This window comes from Pseudovibrio sp. Ad26 (assembly GCF_001623285.1).
GTDB lineage: Bacteria > Pseudomonadota > Alphaproteobacteria > Rhizobiales > Stappiaceae > Pseudovibrio > Pseudovibrio ascidiaceicola.
The window spans coordinates 230,385-247,178 of record NZ_LMCE01000061.1 but is presented as its reverse complement, the minus strand read 5'-3'; the positions used below and the strand labels follow the sequence as shown (position 1 = coordinate 247,178).

Here is a 16,794-nt window from a genome sequence, read left to right as displayed (position 1 = left end):
TTCTCAGCTGCAGCGCTGGCGGTCCTTGTGTATTGCCCCATTGTTCACTCCTAATCTAGTGATCATGGGCCAAAACACTCCATTACTCAAATCGATCGATTTGTCCATAAGGCGTCGCCGACAAACAGGTGGAGGTTTATTTGGATTACAATTATCAAACAAGCTGGGCCTCTCTTCTTGCGAAGTTGGCTGTTTGACTTGTTGACGCGTAAACTAACTTTACATCAAAGGCTCAGATCTAGGACTTGCCTACCAGTCCCCATTACGTGGATATCAAGGCAACAAACGGACTGCAACAACTTCAGGATTGTTGATCGGACTGAGTTTGGTTTTATCGAGGAGCTGTGCCACATCATAGTCTGAAAGCTGCACACTAACAAAACTTAGGATGTAAGCTGTATGGGTACGGCATCGTCCGGACTCCCCGCCTTATTGACAGAAATCTCATACTTCTCGCCAGATCTGGCCAAATGGCTTGAAAGAACAGACTGAGTTGCTCAACGTCGGTAGACGCCCATATCTTAAACAAAAAAAGTTCTGTGACGCTGAAATGGCAGTTATTCCATCAAACAGAGACGCTTCTAATCTATAGTACTTAACAACAGTAATATACATACTCAGTAACTATAGAAAATTATGGATGCAAATATAATTGCAAATTTCAGAGGTAACGTTATGTTTGCACGTAGTGAAGGTAGACCACACCATCCTTCGCCTCACAATATCATACTGTTAAGGTAGGAAAGAGACAATTCTGCAACGTGAAGAAACCTAGATTAGTCTTTCGTCAAAGTATCAATTAATATCTTGCCAGATTTACTAGATCACACTCCAATATATATACACAATCATTATTTCCCCAGTTTTAGCTTATGCGAAACAAAAAATCAAAATTATAATAAAAGCACTTTTATCTCACCTTACAAATAATTACCTCAAACAACTTAGCTAGGAGTCGATCATGCAAACTTTTGATTACTCAAGGAAAAGCAATCGAATGAGTCCAAAGATGCTGATAATACCGTTACTTAACAGCCTTGTTAGTTTTCCACTTATGGCTCTCACATCACTCCAAGGCGTTTTCGGGTGTGGGTCTCTAGTTGGGTCAGTGCGTCGTAGATCAGGACTGCGAACAGGCCGACTATGAGGCCGCCTTGTAAGACGTAGGAGGTGTTGTTTGTCAGCAGGCCTGCGATGATGACTTCGCCAAGCGTGTGGGCGGCGACGGTAGAGCCGATTGTTGCTGTGCCAATGGCGATGACGACAGAGAGGCGAATACCTGTCAGGATCAGAGGTAGTGCCAGTGGAAGTTCTACTTGAATCAAACGTTGCCGACGGCTGAGCCCTATACCTCGGGCTGCTTCCATTGTTGCAGGTGGCAGAGTTGAGAGACCGGTCATTGTGTTTTCGAAGATTGGCAAGATGCCATACAGAAACAGCGCAACAAGCGTTGGTCCGGCTCCAAAGCCCAGCATCGGTACAGCCAATGCCAGAACGGCCACAGGTGGAAACGTCTGCCCCATGTTCGCAATGGTTCGTGACAACGGTAAAAATGCCTTGCCTTGAGGCCGAGTAACGAGGATCGCCAGTAATACCGCGACAATGATTGCAGCAAGTGAGGCTACAGCAACGATCCCCAGATGACTCAAAGAAAGTGACAGTAGCGACGTGCGATCATAAATCACCGCAGCTCCGGGCGGTGTGAAGGGCTCAAATATGGGTGCAAACCACTCAGGCTGAAGGACCAGAGCGAGCAAAAGCGATACAACAATAACCCTCAGGAAATTAGCCCGGCTCATGTGTCCCCTCTGCCCTGGAACGGATCGCTCCTAGTGTTACGCGGCCAATAGGACTGCCGTTGCGTTCTACCGGCAAAGCACTTCGTCCGCTCCAGAGGCAAACAGAAAGCGCCTCTCTCAGGCTGGACTTCTCGTCGATTGGATCCCCTTCTGCAGTTCCCTCTTCACATATCTGGGAGACGGAAAGCAGCGATAGCAGGCGAAGCGGTCGATCGACACCCCCGACCATTTCTGCAACAAACTCTGTCGCAGGGTTGGTGATGATCTCCGCTGGTGTCCCATGCTGCACCAACTGTCCCTGATCCATGACAGCCACCTGATCGCCCAGCTGTATGGCTTCCTCCATATCATGCGTCACGAGAAGGATTGTGGAGCCGAGTGTTCTTTGGATCCTATGTAAATCGGCCTGCGCGCGCGTTCGAATGATGGGGTCCAGTGCACCGAAGGGTTCATCCATGAGCAAAAGGTCGGGCCGTGACGCTAAAGCTCGCGCCACGCCTACCCGTTGTTGCTGGCCACCTGACAGTTCAGCAGGATAGCGATCCCGAAACTCATCTGGCGGCATGGAGAATAACTCCAACAGTTCGTTCACGCGCGCGTGGATCTTGTCCTTGTGCCAACCAAGTAGCCTCGGCACGGCGCCGATGTTTTTAGCAACTGTGTGATGCGGGAAAAGGCCATGACCTTGAATTGCATACCCAATACGGCGGCGTAATGCGTTTTTTGGCAGTCCTGCAGTTGGCTCACCATTGATCCGAACCTGGCCAGTCGTGGGCTCTACAAGCCGGTTGATCATACGCAGTAATGTACTTTTCCCAGAGCCGGATGTGCCGACGATTGCGGTGATTGTGGCGCTCTCGATCGTCATAGATACGGCCTCGACAGCGGCTCGCCCGTCGTAAACTTTGGTTATGTTGTCGATCTCAATCATCCATGCCTCATCTGATTAGGGCGGGCCAGTTCGACCAGAATATCCATTGTAATTGCTGAGATAAGAGCAAGAATGACTGTTGGCAGAGCTCCAAGCAGGATCAAATCTGTTGCGGTCTGATTGAGGCCTTGAAAGACAAAGGTTCCAAAACCACCACCGCCAATCAATCCGGCGATCACCGCAAGGCCGATATTCTGCACCAGAACAATCCGCAATCCAGCCAGCATAACCGGAAGCCCGAGCGGCAGTTGAATCTGTATGAGGCGTTGATGGCGGGTCATGCCCATACCGCGCGCTGCATCCAGCGTCACGATTGGAGTGGCTTCCAGACCAGCTACAGTGTTCGCCACCACCGGCAACAGGGAATAGATAACCAACGCCAGAAATGCTGGCAGAAAGCCGATACCGACGACACCCAGTTCCCTGGCACCGGGGATCGTACTGCCGACCCAGGCAAGAAGCGGAATCATGATGCCGAACATCGCAAGTGAGGGGATTGTTTGCAGAAAGCTGAGTATTGGCAGAACTGCACCACGCAAGCTTTGGTTCCGGTGGCAATACACGCCAAGAGGGAAACCTATAGCAGCGGCCACAACAAGTGAGCCGAAAGCAAGGCCGAGATGCCGCCATGCTGCGTTGAAGAAGGCATCTTGTCTGTTGGCGTACTCTCTGAAGATTGACAGATCGGTCAAGACTCCTGACCACAAGACCAATGCCGACACCACAATCGCTACCGCCAACAAGGCACCGCGCATTTTGGGACCAGGAGAAAGAGAGGACAGAGCATCGGCCGCTAGCAGCAACAGGATGGCCAGCAAACACCAAAAGCCACTGCCTAGCGATACTCTGGCATATGTCCCAGCGCCTTCAAGAAGTGACGTACTGCCTTGCATCAGCAGCCAAACTAACGCTGCTATTCCAATCATTGAACCTGTAAAACGTACACTTTGCCAAGCGGATGGCAGGCCAAGGGCGAGCCCAATCAACACGCCAACCATGCCAGGAATGATTGCTTCGGGGCCGGCCATGTCCCACACACGAACACCCTCGCCCGCTACAATACGATTGGCGGCAAGCGTCAGGAAAGGTGCGAATAAGGCAACCAACCCCAGACTTGCGAACAAAAGCCCGGGGCCGGAGACGACTGATTTGATCCTGTTAGGCATAACTCGCGCAGTTAGTTCAGAACACCGATCTTGGTCAGATAGTCTTTTGCAACCGAAGCTGCTGGTTCGCCGCCAACTTGGATGCGACCGTTAAGCTCCTGTAAGGTGGCCAGATCCAGACCTGCAAATATCGGGTTCAAGACTGTAGCAATTTCCGGGTACTGCTTTGATACTGCGGCGCGAATAACCGGAGCTGGTTCGTAGACTGGCTGCACGCCCTTATCATCGGTCATAACAACAAGGCCTGTTGCAGCTACTCCGCCATCTGTGCCGTATGCCATAGCTGCATTGACGCCAGACGTACCACGAGCTGCTGCCTGTATCGTCGCGGCGGTGTCTCCACCTGAAAGAACAACGGTCTGGTCTGGAGAAAGCTTAAAGCCATAGGTTTCCTGCATCGCGGGAAGAACTGCCGGAGAGGAAACGAATTCTGTCGAGGCGGCCAGTTTCACATCACCGCCGTTTGCAACCCAGGCGCCGAAGTCAGACATAGTGGCAAGGTTGTTCTGAGAGGCCAATGCTCCTGTTACAGCGATAGCCCAGGTGTTGTTGGCTGGCGCGGGTTGAAGCCATACCAAGCCGTTCTTCTCACCATCCAGCTCAGCTGCACGGGCGTACCCGGCTTTGGCATCTTTCCAGACTTCGCTGTCCGCCTCATTGTGGAAATAGGCTGCATTGCCCGTATATTCAGGATAGATGTCGATTTGGTCAGCAAGCTGCGCTTCGCGAACCACTTGCGTACCGCCAAGTTGCAGGCGGCGTTCTACTGGCAAACCCGCGTCTTCTAACGCAAGTGCAATAACGTTTCCGAGGAGACCGCCTTCAGTATCAATTTTGGAAGAAACGACAATTTCAGCATGAGCTGCAACTGTTAAGGCTCCGGTCATGCCGATCGCAGCAAGAATACGATTAAGTGTCATGCGAAGTATGCTCCTCAAAGCTCTCTATTTTTCAGCACTGCATTGTGAAATTTCTATTATGGGAAGAATGTGGCAGCCCTAAAAGGGCTATTGTCCCAAACTTGCGAGCTTAGTACGGAATCGATTTCGCCAAATCTGTCGAATATCATCTGAGATTTTCCCTCACTCGACTTCCCCCTCAGCTTCGAACACTCTTATAAAAACCATAAGTAATCCAGAGTTGTACCGAAGGCACCGCTCATATAGGTCGCCGCCTGTTCCCTCGCAACCCGCCTCTGGTCTCAAAACCAAACTTTATCCAGCGTTCATTCTGTCCCTCAATTCCCAAGGATATGCCCAGAGGAGTTCTGGCTGCAAGGTTTTGTTGAAATTGACGTTGTCAGAGATCAACAGTGATTTTGACGGATTTGTTTTTGGAAAGATCAATCCAATACATGAACTCAATTTTGGCCGTTATAGTGAGCAAGTTAAGAATTCATCTTGTTTGGAAGCAGTCCTGAAACCAAGGGACGCAATACACGTCCCGAGCGTGAGCAATAGCTGGTACCTCTGTCAGGCATGTTTGGAACTTTTAAACAAGAGCATACTGTCTTTACCTATTTCTGATCTTTTAGAGATCACTGGAGTAATCTGGAGCCTTGCAACGCAGTTTTGATCAAACCTACGTCAGGCGTGAGTTGCAATGAAACATCAGTTCGTGATGATGTTTACAGGCCGTTTTTCGACCATTCTGATTACTCGCTCAGCTCTTTTAAAAAGAGCAAAGGAATACCTGAAGTTCTAAAGCCAAGCGTTGACTGAACAGGAGATCCCATGCCTGACTCTCACCCCCCGATGAAAGCTTCTGATCGTCTTGTAGCTGCACTGGAAGCGGAAGGTGTTGAATACGTCTTTGCTGTTCCTGGTGAGGAAAATCTTGACGTTCTTGAATCCCTTCGCACCTCCTCAATTGAATTGGTGCTGAACCGACACGAGCAAGGTGCAGCCTTTATGGCCGCCACTTATGGGCGCCTGACAGGCAAAGCCGGCGTCTGCATGGCGACGCTTGGCCCCGGAGCCACCAACTTTGCCACCCCGGCGGCCTATGCTTTTTTGGGCGGGATGCCTATGATTATGATCACAGGCCAAAAGCCAATCAAGAAATCAAAGCAAGGCCAGTTTCAGATCATCGACATTGTTAGTTTGTTTGAACCGATCAGCAAGATGTCGAAGGCGATTGTGAATGGCAACACTATCCCTGCTCTTGTTCGCGAAGCTTTTCGTGTGGCTGAGGAAGAACGCCCGGGTACTGTCCTTTTAGAGCTGCCAGAAGACATCGCCATAGAAGAGACAGATGAGCCTTTGCTGCAGCCCCACCCACGCTACTATGCCATCGCGGGCGATACTGTGCTGAATGAAGCTGCAGACATGATCCGTAACGCCAAAATGCCCTTATTGCTTTTAGGCGCTGGAGCTAACAGAAAGGACGCTCATGCTGCCTTAAGCAGTTTTGCTGAGAAGACGCAGATCCCGTTTTTTAACACTCAGATGGGTAAGGGCGTTATTGATGAACGTTCTGATCTGTTCCTCGGCACGGCTGCATTGTCGGAAGGTGATTACCTACATTGCGCTATTGCACGAGCTGATTTGATCATCAATGTTGGACATGACGTTGTTGAGAAACCGCCGTTCCTGATGGAACCTGGGGGGACCGAGGTTATTCATCTGAACTATAAAGCAGCTCAGGTCGACCAAGTGTATTTTCCTCAGGTCGAGGTGGTTGGGGATCTTGCTCGTTCGGTTACTCGCCTTGGCGAGATCCTGGGTGGCCCGCTTGACTTTGATCGTAGTTACTTTCAACGCATCAAGAAAGAGACGGACCTTCACACATCTGAAGGTGGCGATGTTGCCCGTTATCCTGTGATCCCACAAAGAGTCGTCGCTGACACGCGCAGAGTGATGGGTGATGAGGATATTATCGCACTCGACAACGGCATCTATAAAATCTGGTATGCGCGCAACTACAAAGCTCATAGGCCTAACACCGTGCTTTTGGACAATGCACTTGCGACGATGGGCGCTGGTCTGCCTTCAGCTATGATGGCAGCGAAACGTTATCCAGATCGCCGCGTTATGGCGATTTGCGGTGATGGCGGGTTTATGATGAACAGTCAGGAGCTGGAAACGGCTGTTCGATTGAAACTCAACTTGGTGGTTACGGTGCTGGATGACAGCTCTTACGGTATGATCCGTTGGAAGCAAGCGCATGCAGGCTTTGAAGATTGGGGCTTGCAGTTTAGCAATCCAAATTTTGTAGATTATGCCAACAGCTACGGGGCTACTGGCCACAGGATTACCCGCACAGAAGACCTGCTGCCCACTTTTGAAGCTGCCTTTAGCGCAGGCGGGGTGCATCTGGTTGATGTTCCGGTTGATTACAGCGAAAATCAACGGGTTCTGATAGATGAGCTTGCAGCCAAGGTGTGCCTGATATGAGCAGTACACTAGACGTTGTGAACCCTTACAGTCTGGAGGTTATCGGCAGTGCCGAGACCAGCGAATGGGATCAGGTCGACGGGATGCTGGCGACAGCACACCGCCTCTTTCGTCAGCGTGATAGCTGGCTCCCAGCCTATCAACGGATCGAGATCCTGAAGAAAACCGCACGGCTCATGGAGGCGCGTTTTGAAGAATTAGCGTTCCAGATCGCCAATGAGGGCGGTAAGCCGTTGGTTGATGCTCGTGTTGAGGTTATGCGCGCTATTGATGGTGTGGAACTTTGTGTGCATGAGGTTGGCCAAATGACTGGCCGCGAAATTCCGATGGATCTGACGGAAGCCGGGTCAGGCCGCCTCGCCTTCACCCAGCGTGAGCCGATCGGCGTGGTCGTGGCTGCAAGTGCTTTCAACCACCCACTTAACCTGATTGTCCATCAGGTGGCACCGGCTGTGGCCACGGGCTGTCCGGTTATCATCAAGCCTGCTCCAGACACGCCGCTGTCCTGCTTAGATTTTGTAGGTATGTTGCATGAGGCAGGATTGCCACCAGAGTGGTGCCGTGCGGTGGTCTGCAACAATGAAGTGGCTGAGCAGATGATTACTGACCCAAGGGTTGGGTTCTTCTCGTTTATCGGGTCAGCACGTGTTGGCTGGATGCTTCGCTCAAAACTGACACCGGGTGCGCGCTGTGCTTTGGAGCATGGTGGAGCGGCTCCCGTAATTGTCGGTGAAGATGCAGATATTGACGAGATGATCCCTCTTCTAGCCAAGGGCGGCCTTTATCACTCTGGTCAGGTCTGTGTTTCCGTTCAGCGCGTGTTTGCTCCCCCTTCTAAAGCGCAGGAGATCGCGCAAAAACTGGCAGCGGCTGCCAAACTGCTGAAAGTGGGTGATGCCACTGATGCAACGACGGACTGCGGTCCGCTGATCCGGCCCGGAGAAGTTGATCGGGTGGAGGAATGGGTAAGCGAGGCTATCGATGGAGGAGCCGAGCTGCTGGCAGGTGGGAAGCGACTTGGACCGACTACCTATGTGCCTACCGTCTTGCTAAATCCGCCCGCCAATGCCCGCGTTTCGCAACTGGAAATCTTTGGTCCGGTGATTTGTGTTTACAGCATCGATAGTATTGCAGAGGCTATTGAGACTGCAAACAGCCTGCCCTTTGCGTTTCAGGCCGCTGTTTTCACTCAAAGCTTAGAGACAGCGTTCCAAGCCATCCAGCGTCTCGATGCCACAGCCGTCATGGTCAACGACCATACCGCCTTTCGTGTGGACTGGATGCCGTTTGCTGGTCGTCGCCAGTCTGGCTACAACACCGGAGGTATCGGCTACACCATGCACGACATGACACAAGACAAAATGGCAGTCATCCGGCTTTGATGTTCCCTACAGAGTTGAACTGAGCATTTCAAAGCCCAGTCGCGATCAGATATCTCGTTTTATGCTGTTTTGAGCTGGGCTCTCAGGCGAAACCGCTGAGTTTGACAGCGCTGCTTTACAGCTCAGCACGAGCACTCTTAACTTAAATCCACAAGCCTTTGAAATTAAAAAAGAATACGTACTTTCAGGTGCGACATAAAAGCTATTGCCTCCTAGTGAAGGCAGGAGTAAATGCTCGGCCCCAGCTTTGGTCATTCGAAGCATATATATTTGTTTTGCTTAGAAGCATCCTGAGTTGGACACATTGTTTTAAGAGGCCGTCTACACAACTGAGATAGCTTTGCTTTGAAAAATGCAGTCCTCGTCACTCGTGCGTCCTTTTTTTGCATTTTTCGGCGCTTGTTGAAGCACGTGATGAGAATAAAGCACAAGTTTAATCCTCCTGTTTTTATCAGCTCCATATCGCTGATTTTTCTGCTCCTGATTACAGCAGTCATCTGGCCGGAAGGCTCTCAGAGGTTTTACAGCAACATTCAGGATTGGATCGAAACAAACACTGGTTGGCTCTATATTCTGGCAGTTGCGATTTTTCTGCTGTTCATCCTTTTCATCATGGTGAGTCGGTTTGGTGATATCAAACTGGGACCTGACCATGCTGAGCCCGATTATGCCTACAAAAGCTGGTTCGCCATGCTGTTTTCAGCAGGCATGGGCATTGGACTGGTTTTCTTCGGTGTCGCAGAGCCGATCATGCATTTCATGTCTCCACCAGACATGGAAGGGCAGACTATTGAGGCTGCTCGTGAGGCAATGAAGATCACCATGTTCCACTGGGGTCTGCATGCCTGGGCAATCTATGGTGTGGTGGCTCTCTCATTGGCGTATTTCACCTACCGCCACCAATTGCCTTTGTTGCCGCGGTCTGCGCTCTATCCGCTGATTGGTGAGAAGATCTATGGTCCAATCGGTCATGCGGTTGATACATTTGCAGTACTGGGCACTTTGTTCGGTGTGTCCACCTCGCTTGGTTATGGTGCTTTTCAGGTGAATGCTGGTCTGAACTACCTGTTTGATGTGCCAGTATCGACAACCTCTCAGATTGTTCTGATTGTGCTTATCTCCAGTATGGCAACGGCTTCGGTCTTTTCCGGCTTGGACCGCGGCGTTAAGCGTCTTTCTGAAACCAACCTCATTTTGGCCGTTTGCATCATGTTGCTGGTCTTGATTGTTGGACCAACCGTGACCCTGCTTCAAACTGCTGTGCAAAATGCCGGTGCCTATATGGGCGACTTGATCCATAAGACTTTCAACCTTTACGCCTATGACCGAAAAGATGACTGGCTGGGTGGTTGGACGCTGCTCTATTGGGGCTGGTGGATTTCGTGGTCGCCTTTTGTGGGCACTTTTATCGCACGTGTTTCGCGTGGTCGGTCCATTCGCGAGTTTCTCGTTGGACTATTGTTTGTGCCGACAGGATTCAGTCTGATCTGGTTCACAATCTTTGGCAACACAGGTATCGATCTGATCCTCCATGGCGGAGCTGATAACCTTGCAGAAGCAGTTTCGACTGACGTGTCTCTGGCTCTGTTCAAATTTTTTGAATACATGCCATTTTCATCAGTGCTCTCCATGCTAGGCGTTGTGCTGGTGGTAGTCTTCTTTGTTACCTCTTCCGACTCCGGTTCCTTGGTCATCGACAGTTTAACCTCCGGCGGTGACATCAACTCTCCTGTCTGGCAGCGCGTTTTTTGGGCTGTGCTACAGGGGGCTGTTGCAATTGTGCTGTTATCGGCAGGTGGGCTTGGGGCATTGCAAACTGCAACAATTGCCAGTGCGCTGCCCTTCCTCATTGTTATGCTGCTGATGTGCTTTGGCCTTTACAAAGCCTTGCAGGATGATGCTTTGCGCACCAAAAACCTGCAAATGCACCACACCACAGTGCAGTACACAAAAAGCACCGTGGATTGGAGGCAGCGCATCGGAACATTGACTGAAAACGCGACCTTAAAAGACGCACGACATTTTATGGGTACTATTGGCAAGCCTGCTCTGGAAAAGGTGCAGGCGGAATTTGAGACACGCGGCTTCAAAGCCACACTGACCGGTACTAAGAACTATCGTTTGACCATCGAGCAGTCTGAAGAAACGGTCTTTGTGTATGGCCTGCGAAAGCGCTACTTCACAACCGCTTTGGCAATCGGTCCAGGTCACCTCATTGACGAAGATGAAAATGAGGACGAGACCGAAGAAGAAGGCACCAACTACTACCGCGTCGAGGTGTTCCTTGCCCAAGGCGGTCAGGAGTACGACGTACTCGGCTATACCGAGGAACAGTTGATAGCCGACGTCGTCACACAATACGAACGCTTCATGCAGTATCTGCACTTGTCACAATCCGAGTTGCTTTGAGCTCAAGAGACCGTCTTCAAGACATAACCTTGAAGACGGTCTCTTGAGTGCTTGGCAGGCTTCGCTGCTATGGCTCCAGCGAATAATTTCTCTCCTGGGACCATTTTGGTAACGCTGCCTCATTACTCAGCTTCCGATAGGTAAACATTTTCATCACACCTCTGTGAGCTATGCCTATCGGCACAATCACCTATTGCAACCTGTTCTAATGTTTTGCGCAGACATAAGGCCGTGGACGGCGGCAAGGCATAGGGCGGAAAACTATGGTTGGTACGAGCGAAGTATCGAAACTCGTCACGGAAGTGAGTGACTTATTCGTTGATGCATCCGTGTTTGCGGATCCGGCACGTGACAGTTGGCTGTTTCAGTTCACGTCAGGTTTGGACGTGATTGCGACACTGGAAGAAGACAGGCATGCCCTCGCCATCAGTGCGGAGTTAGGGAGTTTGCCAGAAGAAAACCGGATTGATCTGCTGGAGTACTTTTTAAAGGTCAATCAGTCTTGGGCAGGCACTGGTAGCCTGCGGTTTGCAATGCTGGCAGGCACAGACAAGACCATCACGCTCCTCTGGGATATTCCGATGAATGGGTTGGCTCGCCACGACCTTTTTGCTGCCCTTTCTGAGTTTGTAGAACGCGCGCAGGGTTGGCGGGAGCTTTTGAAAGCTGGTGTTCTCCTCACACAAGAGAACACAACAGAAATCCCCCAAAACTCCCTAAAAGTCTGATCCCCATAAGAACGAGGGCTTCCCCATGACCATCCCGCAAGTGACTTCTGCGACACCAACAATTGCTCCTGCCAACATCCCAACACAGGCTGACACAACAAGCAGTCCGGCTCAGAGTTCTCCTCATCCGGCGTTGCACTCCCATCAACAAAAAGCAGTTGAAACGCAATCCGCTGTTAAAGATCAACTCGCAACGACGCAAGGAAACACTGGTGCTGATAAGTCACCGTATGATCTGATTTGTGTCGGGCGAGGCACATCAGCTGCAGCCTACCTCACCAGCCTGAAACGGTGTGATTGCTCTATTGTTGCGGACAGCAGTAAGAACAACGTGCTTGTGGTTGGCAAGAATGATCCATGGGCTGGTGCACGAGGTTATGAAAAAGGCCATTACACGCAGTGCATCAACCAAGCACAACAGCTTGTAAACCCTGGCGATGAACCGATTGCATCCTCCTGTCTGGACCCGGTTGACAGAAAGGAATGGTCTCAGCTCAATGCACAACGCATTGATCAGGTCTCTGGTGGGAACATCCTTGACGCCGAAGTCCGTCAGATCAGCCGAGACAGCGAAACCGGCCTCTATAAGGTACAGACCGATGCAGATAGCGAGCCGCTTCTGGCCAAGAAGGTCATCTTGGCAACTGGAGCTGGCATTGAACGATCAGACTACGAGTATCATCACGTGCCCCCAGAGGTCGCTGACTTCAGAAAGTCAGGCCATCCAAATGCAGCCAACTGTTTGGATCTGGATCAGTTCCAGCGCAATGAAGCTGGAACGCGGGATTTGACGGGATGTGTTGTGGCTGTCATGGGCCCCAATGCGGGTACAGACGCGATCATGGAACTTTCAACACGCGGTGTTGATAAGGAAAACATCTTCTGGATGATGCAGCCTCATCAAAAGCCGGGAGTTGCACTGACATGGGATGTCAGTTCAGTTGGTATTGAAGCCACCTTTACCGCGCAGGAAGCAGGCAATGACCGCTCAGATGGCGGCACTGTGTTCCGCTATCAGCAGATCAACAATGTCTCTGCTGGCGAAAACCGGCCATTGACCATCAGCACAGATGGTGGGGATTTTGAAGCAGACTACCTCGTATACGCGGTTGGTCAGCGTGGTGGCGGCACCAGCAGAACGGAAGTGGTCGACGGGACAGCTAAGAAAGTGCCTATCCTTGAGAAGCAGCTGGCTTCACAACTGCAGCCTGTTTACGACGTCAACCAACGCTTCAGTGATCTGTCTTCCGGCGGAGCGTGGCAGCACGTCGTGGGGCTGGAAGTTGCTGGCACAACAAAGACAGAAGGTCTGGAAGTGGTTGGCGCTGCAGCCATGCAATCCAGCCGCGGGGTTCAACATAACTATCTTGACGCAGATTTCAGTGAACAGCTGGGGGCCGTCCTTGAGAACAATCCCGAGTTCCGTTCCTTGGCCACCGAATACTTCCCGGAGCTCTTGGATGCAAAGCCATTTGAGCAGCTTTTGAAGCCGGGATCTGGTCTAAAACAGCCGGGCGAATATGATGGTTCGAAGGCAGCACTGTTAAGTGCGCTTAAAGCAAATGATGCTGAGCAATCTCTGAGTGACGTGAATGGGCTGCTGCATACTTTTGATCTGCGGACCAAAGCGGCAAACGATCTGGGTGGCACAGCAAAACCGATCCGCGTTTCTGAGCTGCTGGCTCAAGGTTTGAGCCGTACACAACCCGCAACCGTTGCAGATCCACGCCTGATTGGTGGTGCTCAGCTGAACATTGCGGCCCAAACGGAAAGCTTCAAACCGCAGCAGATCACAACACCGGGCGGTATCAATTTCAACGAAGACCAGCAGACCATTGCTTTGTACGTTGCGCAAAACTATCCGGACATTCCAGCAGACAAAGCCAACGAATTCGTCGCGAACGTGATCGCACAACGCACAGATGGCAACCACTTACGCGGTTTCACACCAGAAGAACGTGCGCAGTTTGAAACTGAGTTGCAGGCGCTTTCTGAGTAAGGCCTGAGTTCATCAAACCGCTGATTGCTCGCTCACAGTCTATTTGATGCAGACGTGTCCGTACAAGTCAGCATGTTCATTTCAATCAAGTCGGGGCAAGGATGAGTATCTTCCGCAAGCGAAGGTCTCGTCAGTCCTGCAGGTTCTGAGAAGAAACCAACATGCCAGTCACACTTGCAACATCAACACCACAGATACAAGAAAACCTACAAAATACAGTGACTTCAAACCCCGCCGATAAGAGCATAAAGCTTCCAGATTATCAGGAACGGCGTTTAAATGATGTCGGAATAACGGTCAAATACAACGCAGGACTCTCAAGCCAGAAAGTAGAGAGCTCCTTAAAGGCTGTATCGATACACCGTGTAGTCAACAATGAAGTTGCTGTCACAACCAATGCTCTTCATAGCATCATCCCACCGGGAAGTGATGTGGTTATTAATCGAAGTGCCCCTCACATTACTCCAGCCTCTCCGTCACAAACGATCGTGGGCACTCACCAGAGTATCCTGGAGACGAAAACATCATTGTCTTCACTCCCAGATAGCGCCTTTTCCGTCATAGAAGGTACATGGCATGATGCAAACACAGTCAGCATCGCCGCACCTGGAAACGTGTTTGGTGCATCTGGATGTCTTTCCTGCACAGATGTCTTACTGGAAATTCCGATGGTAACGGAGTTATCACCTGCATTCGAAGATGTAACCCAAGCGTTTGGCGTGAAAATCTTTGATCAAAGTGAAACCGTTCCAGTGAAGTTCGACAAATGTGATCTCAACGTCGTTGAATATCAAATTACACCGGCCAATCACCGATATTCTCTCGAAGAAGCCAATGGATTTTTCGTCGAAAGACATGAGTTCCCTCATATCTTTATGGCATCGTCAGATCAGGACGAGATCGTTATTACCGTGGGCAAACAGATTGAAGACGATCAATTCGCGCTGGCGAATATTAAAGTTCCGGATGGCAAAGCTATTATGCTTCCGGGAGGCACCATTCACACAGACAGTTTGTCTCGAGGAAACATCGTAATCATGCTCACCGAATGTGTGGGGGCGGATACAGTTCTCATGCACGACAAAGACAGCCAACCCATCACATTGCGTGTCGACAGCTCAGAACGCATCGGTCTCGCTGAGTGGCATCTGTAAAAAGGCTGCAATGCCATTTGATTGGAGAATTTCTCTCAAATGACATTTTCCTATGCACTTGATCTCCAGATCTTAGAAATCAGGTGCGTAGAACAAACTCTTTGTAAGTGAGCTATTACTTCGTAGCCAAGTCAATACAAGCGATCTCCCTAGTCGGTTTGATCCTTTACCATTTAAATTACAGTCTCAAATTTTCTGCACTAAGAACTGAGAATTTTTGGCATTTCGAACCTGTGCTACAGCTACCACCTGTTTTTTGCTGCGTCAGGTAAGCTGGAAAATGATCAATTTCGATGCTCTCAGAGACTCCAATACTCGTACAACTCCTTTTCAGTATCTGGTGGGGGAAAAAGTACTGACCAAAGAGCAAGCTGCTGATGTTCGCCGTGATTATCCCGACATTAAACAGACTGGGTATCTCCCCTTGTCTAAACTTGAAACGACTGGTGCATTCAAGCAACTTGTAGATGATCTTTATAAACCTGAACTGGCTGAAATTCTTTCGGAAAGGCTCAGTTTGGATCTAATGGACAAGCCGCGGATGATCACAGTGCGACGTTTGTCCAAACACGGTGATGGCCGTATTCACAACGATTCCAAATCCAAGATCTGCACCATGCTCATCTATCTCAATGAAGACTGGGATGATGCCGCCGGAGGTGCCATTCGTGCGCTCAATGGAGACACCGATATGGGCGATTATGCGGAGGAAGTCTCTCCGCTTGCCGGGAACGTGTTTGCATTCAAACGCTCAGAAACAAGCTGGCACGGCCATCCATCTTTCAAAGGCGAGCGCTATGTGGTGCAAGTAACGTTTCTCATCTCTGAAGAGGAATTAGCACGGAAAGAGAAACGCGGCGGTTTTCAGACAAAGATTAAGAGACTATTTCGTTTTAATTAGCCGTGTTCAGAGTCTGGCAAGCGTTTCTCCTACAAGTTAAGCTCTATTAATCAGCGAGTTTCAGGTCCTTTTTCCAAAATACTGGCATCCCCGTTGATTGTTGAAACAACCGCCGTCTTTTTGCCGGCAGCTCCAAAGGACTTGATGTCCGCAACGGTTGTTTGCCAATCTCCATGACCGAATGGCGTGTAGTTGATCATGATGTCTTCATCAGCAACGCCTTTGGACTTTAGATAGGCTTCGAGGATTTTCTTGGTTGTGCGTGGGTAAACATAATCGGTTCCAGCCAGAACCCAACGCTCGGCTTCTTCGTTTTCGAGAAGGTAGTCAACTGCCGGGATCGCTTGCTGGTTTGGTGCTGCACCGGTGTAAAATACGTTGCGCTGGCTTTCTTCTCCTTCATACTGCACTGGATAGAACAGGATACCGTTCAATTCTTCAAAAACAGGGAGAACTGACTTGCGAGAAACTGATGTCCAATTACCAAAGACCGCTGAAACTTCATAAACTTCCAGCAGTTCACGTGCCTTTTCTGCAAACAGTGGCCAGTTTGATGCGGGGTCAACGACAACAGGCTCTAACTTCTTGCCCTGCAGCCCGCCTTTCGCGTTTTGCTCATCAATGAGCATCAGCATGACATCTTTTAGAGTGGTTTCAGAAATGGCCATGGTGCCGGACAGAGAATGAAGAATACCAACCTTGATCGTGTCTTCAGCCTGAGCTGCACTACTTAAAACAGTAGATGCCAAAAATACTGCACTTGTTGCTGAAATAATTTTTTCTGAAACGAACTATTCCCAACTCCAGTTGCTTGAGTGAAAGCGTCACTGATTGTTTCAGCGTGCTCTACGACTTCGAAACGTTTAAGTCAGCATTGTATTTTTGGGTTATTATTTATGCGCCCCTGGATTTTGATCGAAGTTTAATCAC

Annotated in this window: 11 protein-coding genes and 1 pseudogene; 7 read left to right on the top strand and 5 right to left on the bottom strand. The window is 50.2% G+C overall.

The features are described 5' to 3' along the window. Window positions 1-1,061: 1,061 nt before the first annotated feature. Genes PsAD26_RS14840 through PsAD26_RS14825 form a run of 4 tightly spaced genes read right to left on the bottom strand, consistent with a single transcriptional unit; the run spans window position 1,062 to window position 4,816 of the window. Window positions 1,062-1,799, bottom strand: coding sequence for an ABC transporter permease (locus PsAD26_RS14840; RefSeq protein ID WP_063311068.1), 738 nt, complete (start codon window positions 1,797-1,799; stop codon window positions 1,062-1,064). Next, complete coding sequence (locus tag PsAD26_RS14835) at window positions 1,786-2,730, bottom strand: ABC transporter ATP-binding protein (RefSeq protein ID WP_063311067.1); 945 nt, start codon at window positions 2,728-2,730, stop codon at window positions 1,786-1,788. Before PsAD26_RS14835 ends, PsAD26_RS14840 begins: the two co-directional genes overlap by 14 nt. Continuing rightward, the gene (locus tag PsAD26_RS14830; RefSeq protein WP_063311066.1) at window positions 2,727-3,896 is read right to left on the bottom strand and encodes an ABC transporter permease; all 1,170 of its coding nucleotides are present in this window, start codon (window positions 3,894-3,896) and stop codon (window positions 2,727-2,729) included. Before PsAD26_RS14830 ends, PsAD26_RS14835 begins: the two co-directional genes overlap by 4 nt. Window positions 3,897-3,907: 11 nt before the next feature. Continuing rightward, window positions 3,908-4,816, bottom strand: coding sequence for an ABC transporter substrate-binding protein (locus tag PsAD26_RS14825; protein WP_063311065.1), 909 nt, complete (start codon window positions 4,814-4,816; stop codon window positions 3,908-3,910). An 813-nt stretch (window positions 4,817-5,629) separates the two neighbouring features. On the opposite strand from PsAD26_RS14825, the gene PsAD26_RS14820 reads away from it, so the two are divergent. The 7 genes from PsAD26_RS14820 (at window position 5,630) to PsAD26_RS14790 (ending at window position 15,864) form a co-directional block, all read left to right on the top strand. Continuing rightward, window positions 5,630-7,291 (top strand): acetolactate synthase large subunit, encoded by a 1,662-nt coding sequence (locus PsAD26_RS14820; protein WP_063311064.1) that lies wholly within the window; start codon window positions 5,630-5,632, stop codon window positions 7,289-7,291. After that, window positions 7,288-8,673 carry an aldehyde dehydrogenase family protein gene (locus PsAD26_RS14815; protein ID WP_063311063.1) on the top strand — a complete coding sequence of 462 codons (1,386 nt, stop codon included), beginning with the start codon at window positions 7,288-7,290 and terminating at the stop codon, window positions 8,671-8,673. The genes PsAD26_RS14820 and PsAD26_RS14815 overlap by 4 nt, the downstream gene beginning before the upstream one ends. A gap of 414 nt (window positions 8,674-9,087) precedes the next feature. Then, complete coding sequence (locus PsAD26_RS14810; RefSeq protein ID WP_063311062.1) at window positions 9,088-11,082, top strand: BCCT family transporter; 1,995 nt, start codon at window positions 9,088-9,090, stop codon at window positions 11,080-11,082. Window positions 11,083-11,345: 263 nt separating this feature from the next. Continuing rightward, complete coding sequence (locus PsAD26_RS14805; RefSeq protein WP_063311061.1) at window positions 11,346-11,810, top strand: type III secretion system chaperone; 465 nt, start codon at window positions 11,346-11,348, stop codon at window positions 11,808-11,810. A gap of 25 nt (window positions 11,811-11,835) precedes the next feature. Further along, window positions 11,836-13,809 carry a hypothetical protein gene (locus PsAD26_RS14800; protein WP_063311060.1) on the top strand — a complete coding sequence of 658 codons (1,974 nt, stop codon included), beginning with the start codon at window positions 11,836-11,838 and terminating at the stop codon, window positions 13,807-13,809. A 161-nt stretch (window positions 13,810-13,970) separates the two neighbouring features. After that, window positions 13,971-14,963 (top strand): hypothetical protein, encoded by a 993-nt coding sequence (locus PsAD26_RS14795; RefSeq protein ID WP_063311059.1) that lies wholly within the window; start codon window positions 13,971-13,973, stop codon window positions 14,961-14,963. 280 nt (window positions 14,964-15,243) lie between these two features. Next, window positions 15,244-15,864, top strand: coding sequence for a 2OG-Fe(II) oxygenase (locus PsAD26_RS14790; protein WP_208985706.1), 621 nt, complete (start codon window positions 15,244-15,246; stop codon window positions 15,862-15,864). Between the two features lie 77 nt (window positions 15,865-15,941). On the opposite strand, the pseudogene PsAD26_RS14785 reads toward PsAD26_RS14790, so the two are convergent. Continuing rightward, a pseudogene (locus tag PsAD26_RS14785) lies at window positions 15,942-16,640 on the bottom strand (transporter substrate-binding protein); the annotation flags it as partial. Window positions 16,641-16,794 lie beyond the last annotated feature (154 nt).